The following is a 16,198-nucleotide window of genomic DNA, read 5'->3' as shown; positions in this document are numbered from 1 at the left end:
TTATTTTGACTTTACGGTATCAATTATCGCTTTACCCCAGCCTGTATATGGATTGAATATAGGCTGGCTTCTATCAAATTCAATTGATTGGCTACTTTCCCATATCAATACCCCATCAGCGTTTAGACTTTTTAGATAGTCTAAACGCTTTTTCATATCGCTTTCAGAAAGCTGTTTGATCACAAACCCTTTTGGATTGTCTGTTCGTCGCTTCACTTTGTAGATTGGTGAGAGATAAGGAATAATCTTGTGAGTATTGCTATATTTTTTTGTTGCTTCAAATGCAAAATCAGCTGATATCTTCCATTTTTCAAAATCTTCGCCGTCGTAATTATATAGTACAGGACTTAAGACAGTAGTTAATGGAGCAATATTTGCATACTTACTGTTTAGCTGAGTGTATTTAGATTCTTTAAAGTTACTACCTACCGTATTCTGAGGTAATAAACCATAAACTCCAACGAGTGTGTTACCATTATTTTTATGATATAAACTTAAAGTTTTTTCGACTGTAGGTAGTATAGTTTCGGGCTTCATTTTATTACCGATTTCTATATCGAATGAGATTAAAGCATCTGGATTTTTCTGTGATAATTTTGCTATTTCCCTAATTTTAACGGGGTCGGGACTGTCTTGAGTAAACATGGCTTTCGGATAAACAACAAATGCTTTTTTAGTACCGTTCTTTGCAAGGTAATCATCTAAGTTTTTGGTCTGATGTAACTCACCTTTTTCTAAGTAATATTTCCACGGAACAAACGTGTATACATCGAAACAATAAACATTGGGGCTCATTATTGACAATATAAATACAGCTGCTAATTTATTCAAATGAAAAGTAGAAAATGTATATTTGTTCATAATAATACCTTTGATAATTGGTATTCTTGTTTGCTTTCAGGAAGATTTAGCTATTAAGCATTTTATTTAAGTAGATAATCTATATGTTTTTCTAATATAAGAATATTTTTAAATGAAATTCGTTTTAATTAATAGCAATTATATTTGCTACTAAATCATCCGCTGTCAAATTTACGCCTGATAAAATCTCAAGTAATTAGAGAAGATATTACCTTCTAATAGATCCTTAAAGAGTCTGGCCTCTGCTTCACAGAAAAACTTACCTAACTGCTTATCTAGTTCTGGACTATATTCTGGAAAGTAACGACCAGGATGAGGTGTCAACTCTCCTAAATAGTAACCATCTGTACCTTTATAAAAATCGATACGCATAAATGGAGCAGGAATATTCAAAGATATTTTTTTAGCGTATTCTATTACTTGAGATTCAAACCCTGTTCCTTCAAACCATGGTTGGCTACAACGTTCATTCTCTAATATTTCGCCTTCAGCGTTGTACCAGCACTGATAGGCTTTATCGGCTCTTTTTATTTCTAATACAGCTCCGATTTCTCCATAATAAGCATATACTTTTATATCATGAGCTACTTTTCCATCTTCATTTAATATAAGGGTTTCAGTCTGCCATGATCCTTGAATCTTTCTACGAGTTATCTCTGCTTTAAATTCTTCCAAGCTATCAAAAATATGGTTTGTTTTGACTTCTACTATGTTCTCGCTATTAAAATAGAAGAAAACGTTTCTAGAAGAGCTGTCAAATGAAGGTTTAATAACCGTAGAATCGGTAAACTCAATATTATCAAATTCGCATTCACTTTGAATCAGTTGAGGGGTAGGAACATTTAAAGACTGTACAAACTCCTGGTCTGTCTTTTTATTATTGCTCCAAGGAGAGATATTACAATCTATGGCGCTTAAATGCTGTTTAAATCGCATATACTCTATTTGTTTGGCAACATGAGAGTAAGAGGAGGGTAGAGACATATAAGGTGCTATATATGTTTGTCTCACTTCTTTAAAAGGAATAACCGCATATACGAGTTCCAATGCTTGCATATATTCTTTACTTTCTTTGCCGTATTGTAAGGCAATATTGTTTAGCAATAAATGAAGAGATTTTTGTTCGTTGCTTAGCTGCCTGATATTTATTTTAAGTTGGGTCAGAGTATTATTATAAATTCTTGACTGTGTGCTTGAGTTCGGCATAGCTATACTAAGTCCCTTAGTGGTGAATACCCGTATTTATTAAAGCCAGAATCTTTGGCAGTAGTTAAGGATTTATTTCTTAATAATCCAACAGCCAGAGGAAGTTTAATATAGCTAATAGAGTTTTTTCCATATCTTGAAAGAAGGGCATTAAGTAGCCTCTTATCTGACTCAATTCTATACTTATCATCAAACCCACCAATCTCTTCTAACTTTTCTTTACGAATCATCATTGAAGAGATATTCAGCCTCAAAAGTGGATAGTTTTGCCGACAACTAGGTAATCCTGTTTTTTCCTCGACTCTAAAAAAATTTGAAAAATTCGCTACAGTATTGATATTTTGTAATAGATGTTGTAATTGTATTGAGACACGTTCTGGATGTGACCAGTCATCTGAATCTTGAAATGTTATAAACTGGCCAGAAGACTGTGATATGCCAATATTTCTAGCATAGTAAGTGCCGTTATTTTCATCCAGCTCGATGAGCTTGACGTTTGGATACTTTTTGATTATTTCTACAGTGTTATCAGTACTGGCATCATCTACGATAATCAATTCAATATTGTTAATTGTTTGATTTAATAAAGAGTCTATACAGTTTTCGATAAAGGCTGCGGAATTGTAGGTAGTAACTATAATACTCACCTTGTGAGAATTGGGAATTTTTTTTACTTTTTTATGATTATTACCGATAGTAATTTTATTGTTGTCAACTAAGTTAATAGGTTGTAGCTCATATTGACGATAAAACCTATAAATTAGCAGTTTTGCCAATAGAGGTTTATGTCGCATCAGTGCAATTTTTATGGCAATTAGTGCATCAGCTTTTTTGTAAAAGCGTAAAGGAGGGATCTTTCCTAAAGCTATTCTTAAAGTATCCTCAAATGGCTTAGGAATATCATTTCTTTTGTTACATAGTTTTAGAGTTAGGTCAGGATAGATATAACCTATCCTGTATAGAAGTTGCAGTGCATCCTTTCTTTCCAACTTACCAACACAGTCAGTCTGTAGTAGATTCTCAACTAAAAAGTCTGCGCTGGCATATTGCTGAGTTTGAACATAATATTCAAACTCTTTTAAAATTTTACTCATTTATTATAGACGCCAGTCTGGATTTACTAATGCACCTTTAACATCGATAATTACTTTAGGTTTAGTGCAAAAACTATTAATTTTCTCATCTTCACCAATAAATTCTGAGTGATTAACAGCTACAATAACAGCATCAAAACTGTTTTCTTTGATATCCTCATAAGCCATGTGTTTAACGTTTAGCTGGCTCCAGTCTTCTTCAGCAACCCACGGATCTGAATAGGTCATTTTCACACCATACTTTTCAAGCTCGACACCAATATCTGTTACTTTGGTATTTCTAACATCTGGGCAGTTTTCTTTGAAAGTGACGCCTAAAAGTAGAATACGTGCATCTTTGATGTTTTTACCATATGAGATAAGCTTCTTGATGGTTTGTTCAGCAACAAACTTACTCATAGAGTTGTTAATTGCACGAGAAGTCAAGATTAAATTAGGGTTTAAACCTAAAGATGACGCTTTATGAGCAAGATAATAGGGATCGACGCCAATACAGTGACCGCCTACTAGGCCCGGCATAAGCTTAATGAAGTTCCATTTAGTGGCAGCTGCTTCTATTACTTCATGAGTATCAATACCAACCTCATTGAAGATAAGAGCTAGCTCATTTATCAAAGCAATATTGACATCACGCTGAGTATTTTCAATAACTTTAGATGCCTCAGCAACTTTAATGGAGGAAGCTTTAAATGTACCAGCAGTTATTACTGAGCTATATAGTTCATCTACTACATCTGTATAGTAAGCATTCGAACCTGAGGTTACTTTTAATATATTCTCTACAGTACGAAGTTTATCACCAGGATTAATACGTTCTGGAGAATAGCCTACACCGAAGTCGTCGTTCAACACTAAACCAGATTTTTCTAATTCAGGAATACAAACCTCTTCTGTAGCACCTGGGTATACCGTTGACTCATAAATGATAATATCGTCTTTTTTAATGATTTTACTTAACATTTGTGAGGCTTTGATCAAAGGTGTTAGATCAGGTAGGTTATTATCATCAATCGGTGTTGGCACAGTGATCACAAAGATATTTGCTTCAGACAATTTATCAGTGCTAGAAGTAAAAGTAAGCCGAGAAGTATTTTTTAAATAATCACTAGTTACCTCTCTAGTTTTATCAATACCATCAGATAACTCATCAATGCGTGCTTCATTTATGTCGAAACCTATAACATCATATTTTTTTGCAAATGCACAAGCCAGTGGTAGACCCACGTAACCTAAGCCTATGATCGCGATTTTTTTAGAATTCATTGAATAACCTTTTGATATGAATTGAGTAGATAACAACTTTTGTTTGATCAAATAACGACTTTAAAGTGATAAGTATAATAGCAGATATAGGATAATTGAGAAAGTGAAGGTATGTTCGATTTTGCATCGTTAGGACACAGTTTTTTATAAAAAGGTCGCCCTAATACGGTGACCTTTTTTCCTCTCAGTAATGCTTCAAAGCCACCCAATGACGTAATCGTATAGACATGATCAACTGTCTCTAATGCATCGACTAGATGAATGGACTGGGTAAGGATCAGACAATCTAGCTCAGTAAGTGTGCTAACAATGTCAGGGTTGTCTAATGTCATCGGATGTGGTTTTACGATGATTTGTGCTTCAGGGTTTTCATCAATTGCCTTGTTGACCACATCAAGTAGCGTAATACCAATACCACCACCGTATTTCAATGAATCATCGTATGGTACTTGTCCAAGTACCAATATACGTTTTTTATTCTTGATACCGTATATAGGTACAACGTCCATATATGGCTGATGATTGTATTTGCTTACTCGATGTGTGACATAGTAGTCGAGCATTTCTTGGGCTAGTACCTCATTATAACTATCTTGCCCAAAGTCAAAATTAGCAATCAAGTCAGTCAAATCATTTGGACGAGTGGTATCGAAGTAAGGGGCTTGGCTATCCATCACGATAGACAGCGGTGGTGTACCACTATCGTCATCAGGGCCTGAACGGATAAAACCATCTTCTAAAAAGAAAATATCTAAATTCTGCTCTCGTACATACTCTATAAAGTAATCAGGGGCTTTATAACCCCAAATATAGATAACAGGATTGACACGTTTGATAAAAGGTTTGAGCCATCGATTAAAATAGCGTTTATCAAAATGCCTTTGTATCTGAATATGCGCTGACTCTAATACCCACTCACCGACCATATCTCGCCATGGCTGCATGCCAACGACTAACGCTAAACGCTGTTTGGAATGGCAGGACTGTTTATAATAGCCCGATAAAAGAGGCTGAATGTAGGTGTTAAATTTCATAATATGGTTAATAGCTTAGGATTATAGAGGGCGAGTAAGTAAACACTATTAAGGTATTTATGTTGGCAATGTTTTATAGTTCCCAGTATAGTTGCATGTACAAGTAAAGATGAATACCTATTTTGAAAAAATGAGTTCAAAAAACTATTGGATTATTTCATGAGTAAAAAAATATTAGTCACTGGCGGTGCTGGATATATAGGCTCTCATACATGTATCGCATTGCATGAAGCAGGCTATGACATTGTGGTATATGACAATTTATCTAATAGTAGCCGTGAAGCGATCAATCGAGTCTCTGCTCTGATTGGTCAGCCTATTAAGTTTATCGAAGGTGATATACGAGATACTGAATCACTAAAAAAAGTATTTGCTGCACATCATTTTTTTGGTGTGATTCATTTTGCTGGCTTAAAATCCGTTGGAGAGTCAGTCGCCAAGCCACTCATGTATTATAACAATAATGTCAGTGGTACCATTACTCTATTAGAAGTCATGTCAGAGTATGATGTCAAAAACTTTGTTTTTTCATCCTCTGCTACTGTTTATGGTGACCCTGAAAACCTACCTATCAATGAAGAATCACCACGTTCTTGTACCAACCCTTATGGTCAAAGCAAACTTGCCGTTGAGTATATCTTAGAAGACCTAGCCGTATCCGATGATAGGTGGAACTTGATTTCTCTTAGATATTTTAATCCAGTAGGGGCGCATTTGTCAGGACAAATTGGGGAAGATCCAAATGATATTCCCAATAATTTGATGCCTTATATTTCTCAAGTGGCAGTTGGTAAACTTGAACAGCTCAGCATATTTGGCAATGATTATCCTACCGTAGATGGTACGGGTGTACGTGACTTTATTCATGTTACTGATTTGGCACAAGGTCATGTGGCTGCACTGAATTATTTAGAGCAGCAGACTAGTCTAAAAAAAAGCTGTTTGAATACGGCCAGTACAAAGCAAACCAGTTCTAAATCTAGTTCAGTAGGGTTTTTACCCATTAACCTAGGGACGGGCAAAGGCACCTCTGTATTAGAATTGATATCTGCATTTGCTGACGTGTCTGGACAGGCTATTCCTTACCAATTCGCTGCCCGCCGTGCCGGAGATATTGCTAGCTGCTATGCCAGTGCTGATAAAGCGAAATTGTTATTAGGCTGGGAAGCAAAGCTACCTATCACCGACATGTGCCAAGATACATGGCGTTGGCAGAGTATGAATCCGAATGGGTATGTATAATGCCTCTTAAATCGTATTGAGTTACAGCTGTTTAATAATGCGTTATGATTGTCTCGTTTTCCTCCATCTTTTTAATATAGCTAATACATTATGAAAAAAATTACCCACGCCGTTATCCCTGTTGCAGGCTTTGGCACTCGTATGCTGCCATTGTCGAAATCTGTGCCAAAAGAGCTATTACCGCTAGGTAATCGCCCTGCTATCCATTATGTGGTTGAAGAGGCGATTGCTGCGGGTATCAAGCATATCGTCTTGGTCGGTCATGCGCAAAAAAGTGCGATTGAAAACTATTTTGATATCAATGCTGAGCTAGACAATCAGCTTAGAGCGAAAGGTAAAGACGAGTTGGCTGATAGCTTAAACTGGCTACCAGAAGATGTGACGGTATCGATGATACGACAGGGTAAGGCGTTAGGTTTGGGTCATGCGGTATTAGCGGCTCGACCCATCATCGGAGAGCATGATTTTGCCGTGTTGTTGCCTGATGTCGTGCTCGATCCATTTACAGGTAATATGTCTGCCGATAACTTAGCGTTTATGATGGATGCTTTTAGCAAAGATAACCATTCACAAATATTGGTCGATAATGTTGCCGATGAAGATGTGCATAAATACGGTATTGCTAAGCTGAGCGATGCCAGTAATATTGATGAGCAATCAGATATTAACACTAGCTTTAAAGTCGCAGGGTTTGTAGAAAAGCCTAACTTAGCCGACGCACCTTCTAAATTAGCAGTCGTTGGTCGTTATGTCTTTAGTAATAAGATTTTTGACTATTTGGCCAATACCAAAGCCTCAGTCGGTGGTGAGATTCAGCTGACGGATGCTATTGATGCATTGATTAGTGAATACGGAGTGAATGTCACGACGATGCGTGGAAATAGCTATGATGCAGGCGATATGCGCTCATATATGCAGGCATTTATCTATTTCGCCGAGCAGCAACTAGCAGAAGATGAATAGCTGATGGTTGATATCAAAGATGATATAAGCTATCACAGTGCTCGCTGTTCTGAATACTGGCAGCAACTACAGATGCTTGCTAAGCAGCCGTGGTCGCTTGCACAGCTGTTTGCACAGGATGACAGTCGTGCTGCACGCTTTAGCATGCAAGCTGGCGCGCTGTACATGGACTATAGCAAGCAATGTATTGATGAGAAGGTACTGGCAACTCTATTTCAGCTAGCAGAGAGCTGTGAATTGTCGATACGTATTGATGCGCTTATGCAGGGCGCCTTGGTAAATACCAGTGAAGAGCGTGCAGCGCTACACACGGCACTACGTCTGCCAGAAACAGCCACATTACAAGTTGAAAACCAAAATATCGTTGCTGATATACATCATAGTTTAGCGCAGGTGGCGAGACTATCTGAGCGGGTTCGTAGTGGAACATGGCGTGGTTTTTCAGGTAAGGCTATCACTGATGTGGTCAATATTGGGGTTGGTGGCTCTGATCTTGGACCGCTCATGGCGACGACTGCACTTGATGAATGGGCAGACACCGAGATTGAAGTACATTTCGTCTCCAACATGGACGGCACTCAGCTTGATAACTTGCTCAAACATCTAAATCCTGAGACAACCTTATTTATTATCTCATCCAAATCCTTTGGTACTGTCGATACGTTATCCAATGCTAAGACTGCATTGTCTTGGTTGCTTGCCACTGCTAAGCTGCGTGCAGGCACCGAAGACAGTGTGTTACGTCGCCACTTTATTGGAATATCAGCCAATAGTAAGAAAATGAGTGCTTGGGGGATTCATCCTGAGCATCAGCTGCAGCTTTGGGAATGGGTTGGCGGTCGATTTTCTTTATGGTCGGCGATTGGACTGGCCATTGCTATTCGTATTGGTATGTCTGGTTTCAAAGAGTTATTGGCTGGTGCACATAGTATGGACGAGCACTTTTCGCAAGCTGATTTTTCGGAGAACCTACCGGTATTACTAGGGCTGCTTGCCGTTTGGAACAGTACTTTTTTACAGGTGAACGCTCACACCGTATTGCCCTATGATGGTCGTCTCAGCTATTTGCCAAGCTATTTGACTCAGTTAGAGATGGAAAGTAACGGTAAGTCTGTTACCCAGCATGGCGATCATATTGACTATGATACATGCCCGATTCTATGGGGTGAGATTGGCTCCAATGCTCAGCATGCGTTTTACCAATTGCTGCATCAAGGGACACAGCAAGTCTCTTGCGACTTTATTGCTTGCGTGCGCCGCTATAGTGTCGAAGTAAAAAACGCCTCATTACAACAGCAGCATGAACTTTCTTTAGCCAATTGTTTGGCGCAAAGTCGCGTACTGGCGTTTGGTAATGCTGCTGTGGCAGATGCTTCTAGTAATAGCGAAGAGATTTCTGAAACTGCCACCAATGCCGATAAGTATAAATATTACCGTGGTAACCAACCATCCACCACGTTGCTTATCGATGAGCTGACGCCGCATAGTTTGGGAGCGCTGATTGCGCTTTATGAACATAAGGTCTACGTCATGGCCAGTATTTGGGATATCAACCCGTTTGATCAATGGGGCGTGGAGATGGGTAAGCAAATGGCAGAGTCCGTACATCAAGCGATGCAACACACGCAGCAAGACTCCCAAGGACAATTTGATACCTCTACTGATCAACTGCTACAACGCATTAGACAGCTGTCTTAATGCTGCTGCCGATACATTAATAAAGTGAAAAGGTAAGCTTATGAGCGCTGATTCTATAAATGATAATACTCCCAAGTATATGAATATATCTAAACCACAAGGTACTGATAGCAATCAAGTTTGTGTGTTGGTTGGTCATAGTATTGAAGCCATTACCAGTGCCGTGGTGCTGGCAAGCTTAGGCCAGCGCGTCCATTTGTATGCAGATATGGATTTATTAACTCAGCAGATACAGCAATATGGTTTTGAGCATCATTTGCAAGCGCTGTGGCAGATGTATGAGCAGCAGCAGGTTATTACCAGCAAAGTATTGCCAGATAGTGCCGATACGTTAATCAAATGCTATGAGTCGGCAAGTCATGACGAAGTTGATAATCAAAGCACTGTGGCATTTTATTGGTTGTTTTTAGATAGCATCAAATTAGTATGGACAGAAGCCAGCTGGATTACAGCATTCAATCATAGCCATCAGCAGGTGCTACCTGTAGTTATGAGCGGTATTGAGCAGTTGGGGAAAGTCTCAGCACTGGCTCAGCAGTTACAGCGTGCTTGGGTGTACTACCTGCCATTTGTCTTTTTGCAAGACGGCGATGCCTATAGCTCAATGTTAAATCCTTCATTGTGGTTACTCGGTGAAAAAACCGCCAATAGTAGTCAACATCTAGAAGTGTTAAAACCTTTAATGCAGCACGCGCGTGCTGCCCATCACGCTGATATTGCGACGATAGAGTTTGCCCGTAGTAGTATCATGGCGATGCTCGCAACGCGAGTGAGCTTTATGAATGAGATGTCACGCTTAGCGGATAGTCAGCAGGTCGATATCAAGCAAGTCAGTCGTATTATGGGGTTGGATGATCGGGTTGGTAGCAGCTACTTACAAGCCGGCTGGGGCTTCGGTGGTAATACACTCCCGACTGAATTGTCTAAGCTACAGCAGTCAAGCCAAACACACAGTTTAAATATGCCACTGTTGCAGTCAGTCATGCACATCAACGAAGACCAAAAAGAGCTGATATTCCGTAAGTTTTGGCAGTATTTTGATGGATTTATTGATAATAAAACGGTGATGGTTTGGGGTGGTAGTTATAAAGCTGGATCTGGGCGTACTGCTGGCTCCGCTATTCATCCGCTATTGGCTTTATTGTGGTCTTATAATATTCGTACGATAGTCTATAGTGACAAAGCGCAGGCCGAACTTGCTGTGCTTTATCAGCAGCAACCATTACTTGAGTTAATTGACACTCCTTACGAGCAACTTGGTGAGGCTCAGGCGATTTTTATTGTTAGTTGGTCGCCACGAGACCAGTTGGATATTGCCAAAGTCAATCAGCAAGCTATGCCAGTATTTGATGCGCAAAATGCGTTGACGAGAATGCAAATCAATAGCTTAGTTGGTGACTATATGGGCATTGGTCGCACTAAGTAAGTTTCTTAAAAATATTTTTTATGAAAAAGGCTCACTAATTATTATTAGCGAGCCTTTTTTGATTTTTAAACAAAGCTATTCTTATTGAACAGTATGAATTTACGCTGATACAGCACCTTGTACTGCTAACCATTCCTTTATTTCTTGTACCTTATTGGCTAACAATTTTTGATTGCCGCGACTTTCAATGTTTAATCTGATAAGCGGCTCAGTATTTGAAGCACGCAGATTAAAGCGCCACTCGCCAAAGTTTAGACTGAGGCCATCAAGCGTCGATTTAATTGGTTGCTCGCTACTGAATTTGGTTTCAATAGCGCTAATAATCGTCGATGCATCGTGAGTGGTGAGGTGAAAGTTTAATTCGCCTGAGCTGGGATAGGCGGCAATATAGCCTGTGACCAATTCGGATAAGGTTTTACCTGTGATGGACAATAGCTCAATGGTTAATAGCCAAGGAATCATGCCGCTATCACAATAGAAGAAGTCACGGAAATAGTGATGGGCAGACATTTCACCCCCGTATACCGCGCCAGAGTCACGCATGACTTGCTTAATAAATGAGTGTCCAGATTTACTGATGACGGCCTTACCATCGTGTTCTTCTATCACCGCTTCGGTATTATAGATCACTCGCGGATCATAGACGATTGATTCACTTGGATATTTATTCAAAAAGGCTTGCGCAAGCATACCAACGATGTAGCTACCATCGATAAATTCGCCACGTTCATCGAATAGGAAACAGCGATCAAAGTCACCATCAAAAGCAATGCCAAGATCAGCATTGTTTTCCAAAACGGCTTGCTGGGTAGCCACTCTATTGGCTTCGATCATAGGGTTGGGAATGCCGTTAGGAAAGCTGCCATCAGGGGCATGATGTAATTTAATCACTTCAATCGGTGCATCCACTTGTGCTAGCTTCTCAATTAATAAATCAACCACTGGGCCAGCGCTGCCATTGCCTGAGTTAATGACCAGCTTGAGTGGCTTTAGTTTATCCGTATCGATAAAGGTCATGACATGATCGACATAAGCACTTTTATCGGTCAATAATTTTAGTTTTCCTGATGGATTGTCAGTCGTGAATTTGCCAGATTCTGCAAGTGCCTGAATCTCTGCCAAACCATCATCAGCACTGATTGGTTTTGAATGTTCTTTGACCAGTTTTAGGCCATTATAATTGATAGGGTTGTGACTGGCAGTCACTTCGATACCACCCAATGCCTGATAATGACTGGTGGCAAAATATACCTCCTCAGTACCAGTCATACCCAAATCAATCACATCAATACCAGCATCAATAATACCTGCTATGGTAGCCTGTTTAAGCTGTTCACTAGAATGACGAATGTCGCTGCCGATGACAATGGCAGGTTTTAGATTTGTCATATCATTGTCATGAGTCTCACTTACTGTACTATGACGCTGATATAGAATCTGCGCAAAGGCACGCCCAATACGGTAAGCAATCTCTTCATCCAGATTAACGCCAAGCTCACCGCGTATATCGTAAGCTTTGAATGAGCTGATCGTAATAGGATTGAATTCAGTTTTTGGCTGATAGCTAATGGTCGCAGAAGTAGACATAATGGTAAAAGTTCCTTGCGCGTGAGCAGTGGTAAAATAATAAAGTAGATAGCACAATTATAGGCCAATCAGGGTTCAATGATACACTAACCACTCAATGATGAATCAAACGCGCGCCAATAGTTATTGATTAACTTTATACTAAGCCACCGAATAAAATAACAAACAAAACGATAAGAGCCTCCCTTATGAATACTCCTGATAATAAAATCACAGTGCCTGTACCAGTACAAGGAACACCAGAAGCCACAGGCCAGCTTGACGATCTTTTAGCATTGATGGCGCGGCTGCGAGTTGATTGTCCATGGGATAAGAAGCAAAGCAATCATAGCCTCATTCCTTATGCCATCGAAGAGGCTTATGAGCTAGGCGAAGCGGTACAAAGCGATGATGATGAAGATATCAAAGGCGAGCTGGGCGATGTGCTACTGCAAGTGGTGTTTCATTGTCAGATGTATGCTGAGCAAAGGCGCTTTGATATAAGTGATGTCATTACGACCTTACAAGAGAAGCTGATTCGTCGTCATCCGCATGTGTTTGAGGCCGAAACACTAACAGACGACGTAGCGGTAAAAGTACGCTGGGATGAGATTAAAGCGGAGGAGCAGCACGCACGCGAGGCACGCGGTAAACCAAAGCGACGTTTGGATAATACCAAAGTGGGTAGTGCGCTTATGCAAGCACAAGATGTACAAAAGCAAGCCTCAAAATTAGGGTTTGATTGGGAAGGTATTGCAGGGGCAGTGGATAAGCTAGATGAAGAGATTGCCGAGCTAAAAAATGAGTTGACGGATAAGTCTAAAGAAGCTGCTAAATACGACATAAGCAAAGCCAATATTAGAGAAGTCGAAAAAGAACTGGGTGATTGTATGTTTGCCCTAGTCAATGTCGCGCGCAAGTTAAACCTTGATGCAGAAGCGGCTACCTTAACTTGCGTGCACAAGTTTAAATCTCGCTTTGGCTACATTGAAACGCAATTAGATGCAGCTGGCAAGCGATTAGAAGATAGTGATATAACAGAAATGGATGCACTGTGGGAAGCGGCGAAACAACATGAACGCTCATTCTAAAATCTCATTTGCTAGCGTAGCCAAGACTGCTATTTTAGGTTGTGCTTTGGCTATTTTGATACTTAACAATGCTAATGCAGCGCCCTGTTTTGATGATCCTCAGCGTGCCTATGAGTACCTGTTGTCACAAGAAAATGCTAAAACTCAAGCGCGTGAGCAATATACTGTGAATATCAATCGTGCCAGCGAAGGTGAGTTGGTTTCACTCAATGGTATCGGCAGCAGCAAGGCCCAAGCGATTATTTTATATCGTGAGATGTTTGGTAATTTTAAGACAGTTGATGAGTTGGCAAAGGTCAAAGGTATCGGTGCAAAAACCGTTGAGAAAAATCGAAGACGTTTAAGCGTACAAGATTAAGGGCATTATTTTGCTTTAATTAACCCCGATATTGACAAAATAGCACGTAAGTAAATGTCATAACACACCTACTGCGTCCAAAATTTGTTAAACTAGTGGGTACATCCGCCTGATAAACGCTGTGTTCATCAGGGGTGGTCAAAGAATACCGGCGAGGAGTAGATGCATGGCCGAGCGTGCCGCCAAGCAGTTAGAACTGAATAAATCTGAATTACCCAATTCCATTACTGAAGTAATTGCCACTTTAACCCGAGCTGGGTTTGACGCATATATCGTCGGTGGTGGTGTGCGTGACACCTTATTGGGTCTGCGTCCAAAAGACTTTGATGCGGTCACTGATGCCAAACCGCATGAAATCAAAGACGTCTTTGGTAAGCGCTGCCGTATTATCGGTCGCCGCTTTCAGTTGGCGCACGTGTATTCAGGCAGAGAACTGATTGAGGTTGCTACCTTCCGTGGTCCGCCAACGAGTGATGCTAATACCAATCAAGATGGCATGATTCTGCGTGATAATGTTTGGGGTGATATCAAACAGGACTTCTCTCGTCGTGATTTTTCTATCAATGCACTCTATTATCAACCGCTTAAAGGTGTGGTTCATGATTTTTGTGGTGCGCTTGAAGATATTGATAACAAAATCATTCGACTGCTTGGCCATGCGCCCGTTCGTATAGAAGAAGACCCAGTACGGTTATTACGTGCCTTACGTTTTAAGGCCAAGCTCGGTTTTGAGTTTGATGAGGCATTGTCTGATCAGTTTCATGATGGTAATTGGGCGCTGCTTGAGCAAATATCACCGCATCGCCTCTATGATGAAACGCAAAAGATGTTTACGGGTGGCTATTTAGTACCACTGCTGCCGTTATTGTTTGAATCAGGTGCGATTGACAGCTTAATTATTTATCCACCGTCTGAGCCAAGTGCGCTAGTCAAACAAGTGGCTATCAATACGGACAAACGTATTGCAGCGGGTAAAAGTATCAATCCTGCGTTCTTTTATGCCGCGCTATTGTGGGAAAACTACCTCCATCAGTTGGCAAAAGCTAAAAAACGTAATATGCCGTTTGCTGAAGCACAAATGCACGCTGCTGGTAAAGTGATTGACCGTCAACGTATTAAGACCGCGATTCCTAAGTTTGCAGAGCAGTTTATCCGTGATATTTGGGTATTACAGCCAAAACTTGCAGCCCCACGTAGCAAACAAATCGTCCAGCTCTCTGAGCATCCACGCTTCCGTGCAGGTTTTGACTTTTTGTTATTACGCGAGCAATGCGGCGATGCTGAGCATCCGCTATCAGAGTCAACTAATGGTATGGGTGACTGGTGGCAGACGTATCAGACATTGTCTGAGCAAGACCAAGAGCAAGCTGTAGATGAGTTCGATGAGAATATCCGCCGTGGTGCCTACAAGCAGCAAGGGCAGCGTGGTCGCGGGCGTAATCGTCAAAAGCCAGAGTCAAATAGTGGTGATAACACAGTCTCTCATCAAAAAAATACCAAGCAAAGCAAAGCGAGTAACAGTGCCGAGCAGGGTGGGAATGAGCAGACAATGGTAAATGATGCGTCAAATATTCCAGCACGCCGCCGCCGCGCTGCAAGTCAATCGACTCCTCCTAAGCAGTCTGGTAGCAACAAAAGCAATAGCCAAGAGTTTCAGCAAGCAAAGCAGGACAGTATTGAGCTTGCCCAGTTGCAGCAGTTATCTCTTGCCAATACTAGCAGCCAAACTGCAAATAAACGCCATCATTCTAAGCCTGCGCCGTTATTTGTTATAGAGCATGAGAAAGTCGTGCCACCATTACAAAAGCAACTGTCAGGTAATGATAAGTCAAAACGTTCTAATGAACCTGTGCAGCAAAAAGCAGCAACTCAGAATACTTCAGCTAAAAAGGCGGAGCGAGCAGAAGGTACAAGTACAGTTCGTTCAAATAGTGTTCCATCATCTAGAGCTAAACCATCAGAGACTCAGCCTGTATCTACGACACATGTTACTCGTTCGGTGGCCAGATCGCCTGCACTAGTAAGTATGAATAATGAGCCAATACCGCATAAGCGCCGTCGTCGTGAGCCTACTGTAGACAGTGTAATGCCTCAAATAGCGGCTAATAACGAGCAAGCTACTGCTAGTGCTAAGTATACGAAAAAAGTACCTAAGTCGGCAGTTCAGTCCGCTGATAAAGCCGATGCTAAAGCCAATAAGCCGTCAGAACATAAGCAAGTAGCGAAAGTTGCTGCTCCTGCAACAGCTAAAAAATCAGAAAAAGCGGTAGAAAGCAAAGCTGCTAAAATCAGTCAAGCGGCTCATAGCAAGGTTACTGCTAATAACGTGAGTGACAATAAGGGCCCTGTGCCATCGAAGCGTCGCCGTCGTCAGCCAAGTATTGAAAATGCCTAAT

General features: G+C 40.7%; 13 protein-coding genes. 7 read left to right on the top strand and 6 right to left on the bottom strand.

From position 1 onward, the window contains the following. From AAEY75_RS04700 to AAEY75_RS04680, 5 genes are all read right to left on the bottom strand, one after another. Positions 1-861 (bottom strand): hypothetical protein, encoded by an 861-nt coding sequence (locus AAEY75_RS04700; protein WP_352258750.1) that lies wholly within the window; start codon positions 859-861, stop codon positions 1-3. A gap of 171 nt (positions 862-1,032) precedes the next feature. After that, positions 1,033-2,067: an ATP-grasp fold amidoligase family protein gene (locus tag AAEY75_RS04695; RefSeq protein ID WP_352258748.1), complete on the bottom strand. Its 1,035-nt coding sequence runs from the start codon at positions 2,065-2,067 to the stop codon at positions 1,033-1,035. Positions 2,068-2,069: 2 nt separating this feature from the next. Further along, on the bottom strand, positions 2,070-3,161 hold the full coding sequence (locus AAEY75_RS04690; protein WP_352258746.1) for a glycosyltransferase family 2 protein: 1,092 nt from the start codon (positions 3,159-3,161) through the stop codon (positions 2,070-2,072). Between the two features lie 3 nt (positions 3,162-3,164). Then, positions 3,165-4,424 carry a nucleotide sugar dehydrogenase gene (locus tag AAEY75_RS04685; protein WP_352258744.1) on the bottom strand — a complete coding sequence of 420 codons (1,260 nt, stop codon included), beginning with the start codon at positions 4,422-4,424 and terminating at the stop codon, positions 3,165-3,167. A gap of 47 nt (positions 4,425-4,471) precedes the next feature. Further along, on the bottom strand, positions 4,472-5,458 hold the full coding sequence (locus tag AAEY75_RS04680) for a capsular polysaccharide export protein, LipB/KpsS family (protein ID WP_352258742.1): 987 nt from the start codon (positions 5,456-5,458) through the stop codon (positions 4,472-4,474). 159 nt (positions 5,459-5,617) lie between these two features. On the opposite strand from AAEY75_RS04680, the gene galE reads away from it, so the two are divergent. The 4 genes from galE (at position 5,618) to AAEY75_RS04660 (ending at position 10,787) form a co-directional block, all read left to right on the top strand. Then, on the top strand, positions 5,618-6,700 hold the full coding sequence (galE, locus tag AAEY75_RS04675) for a UDP-glucose 4-epimerase GalE (RefSeq protein WP_352258740.1): 1,083 nt from the start codon (positions 5,618-5,620) through the stop codon (positions 6,698-6,700). A gap of 90 nt (positions 6,701-6,790) precedes the next feature. Then, a complete protein-coding gene (locus AAEY75_RS04670; protein ID WP_352258738.1) occupies positions 6,791-7,663 on the top strand; it encodes a UTP--glucose-1-phosphate uridylyltransferase in 873 nt (290 codons plus the stop codon). A 3-nt stretch (positions 7,664-7,666) separates the two neighbouring features. Continuing rightward, complete coding sequence (pgi, locus tag AAEY75_RS04665; protein ID WP_352258736.1) at positions 7,667-9,361, top strand: glucose-6-phosphate isomerase; 1,695 nt, start codon at positions 7,667-7,669, stop codon at positions 9,359-9,361. A gap of 79 nt (positions 9,362-9,440) precedes the next feature. Next, complete coding sequence (locus AAEY75_RS04660; protein WP_502944374.1) at positions 9,441-10,787, top strand: UDP-glucose/GDP-mannose dehydrogenase family protein; 1,347 nt, start codon at positions 9,441-9,443, stop codon at positions 10,785-10,787. 99 nt (positions 10,788-10,886) lie between these two features. Here AAEY75_RS04660 and AAEY75_RS04655 read toward each other — a convergent pair whose 3' ends face one another. Continuing rightward, the gene (locus AAEY75_RS04655) at positions 10,887-12,374 is read right to left on the bottom strand and encodes a phosphohexomutase domain-containing protein (protein WP_352258732.1); all 1,488 of its coding nucleotides are present in this window, start codon (positions 12,372-12,374) and stop codon (positions 10,887-10,889) included. Positions 12,375-12,562: 188 nt separating this feature from the next. Here AAEY75_RS04655 and mazG point away from each other — a divergent pair, with 188 nt between their 5' ends. The 3 genes from mazG to pcnB all read left to right on the top strand — a co-directional run bounded on the left by mazG (position 12,563) and on the right by pcnB (position 16,197). Next, a complete protein-coding gene (gene mazG / locus AAEY75_RS04650; RefSeq protein WP_352258730.1) occupies positions 12,563-13,444 on the top strand; it encodes a nucleoside triphosphate pyrophosphohydrolase in 882 nt (293 codons plus the stop codon). Next, positions 13,428-13,802: a ComEA family DNA-binding protein gene (locus AAEY75_RS04645; protein ID WP_352258728.1), complete on the top strand. Its 375-nt coding sequence runs from the start codon at positions 13,428-13,430 to the stop codon at positions 13,800-13,802. Before mazG ends, AAEY75_RS04645 begins: the two co-directional genes overlap by 17 nt. Positions 13,803-13,968: 166 nt before the next feature. Continuing rightward, complete coding sequence (pcnB, locus tag AAEY75_RS04640) at positions 13,969-16,197, top strand: polynucleotide adenylyltransferase PcnB (protein WP_352258726.1); 2,229 nt, start codon at positions 13,969-13,971, stop codon at positions 16,195-16,197. Position 16,198: the final 1 nt, after the last annotated feature.

The sequence above is a fragment of the Psychrobacter sp. TB55-MNA-CIBAN-0194 genome (genome assembly GCF_040309505.1).
GTDB lineage: Bacteria > Pseudomonadota > Gammaproteobacteria > Pseudomonadales > Moraxellaceae > Psychrobacter > Psychrobacter fozii.
This window is presented reverse-complemented; position numbering and strand designations above follow the sequence as displayed.

Excerpts from the sequence above, each read along its gene's own strand:
- galE (WP_352258740.1), top strand. The coding sequence starts at position 5,618 with ATGAGTAAAAAAATATTAGTCACTGGCGGTGCTGGATATATAGGCTCT.
- AAEY75_RS04655 (WP_352258732.1), bottom strand. The coding sequence starts at position 12,374 with ATGTCTACTTCTGCGACCATTAGCTATCAGCCAAAAACTGAATTCAAT.
- AAEY75_RS04700 (WP_352258750.1), bottom strand. The coding sequence starts at position 861 with ATGAACAAATATACATTTTCTACTTTTCATTTGAATAAATTAGCAGCT.
- AAEY75_RS04645 (WP_352258728.1), top strand. The coding sequence starts at position 13,428 with ATGAACGCTCATTCTAAAATCTCATTTGCTAGCGTAGCCAAGACTGCT.
- pgi (WP_352258736.1), top strand. The coding sequence starts at position 7,667 with ATGGTTGATATCAAAGATGATATAAGCTATCACAGTGCTCGCTGTTCT.
- AAEY75_RS04670 (WP_352258738.1), top strand. The coding sequence starts at position 6,791 with ATGAAAAAAATTACCCACGCCGTTATCCCTGTTGCAGGCTTTGGCACT.
- mazG (WP_352258730.1), top strand. The coding sequence starts at position 12,563 with ATGAATACTCCTGATAATAAAATCACAGTGCCTGTACCAGTACAAGGA.
- pcnB (WP_352258726.1), top strand. The coding sequence starts at position 13,969 with ATGGCCGAGCGTGCCGCCAAGCAGTTAGAACTGAATAAATCTGAATTA.
- AAEY75_RS04660 (WP_502944374.1), top strand. The coding sequence starts at position 9,441 with ATGAATATATCTAAACCACAAGGTACTGATAGCAATCAAGTTTGTGTG.
- AAEY75_RS04690 (WP_352258746.1), bottom strand. The coding sequence starts at position 3,161 with ATGAGTAAAATTTTAAAAGAGTTTGAATATTATGTTCAAACTCAGCAA.
- AAEY75_RS04695 (WP_352258748.1), bottom strand. The coding sequence starts at position 2,067 with ATGCCGAACTCAAGCACACAGTCAAGAATTTATAATAATACTCTGACC.
- AAEY75_RS04680 (WP_352258742.1), bottom strand. The coding sequence starts at position 5,458 with ATGAAATTTAACACCTACATTCAGCCTCTTTTATCGGGCTATTATAAA.
- AAEY75_RS04685 (WP_352258744.1), bottom strand. The coding sequence starts at position 4,424 with ATGAATTCTAAAAAAATCGCGATCATAGGCTTAGGTTACGTGGGTCTA.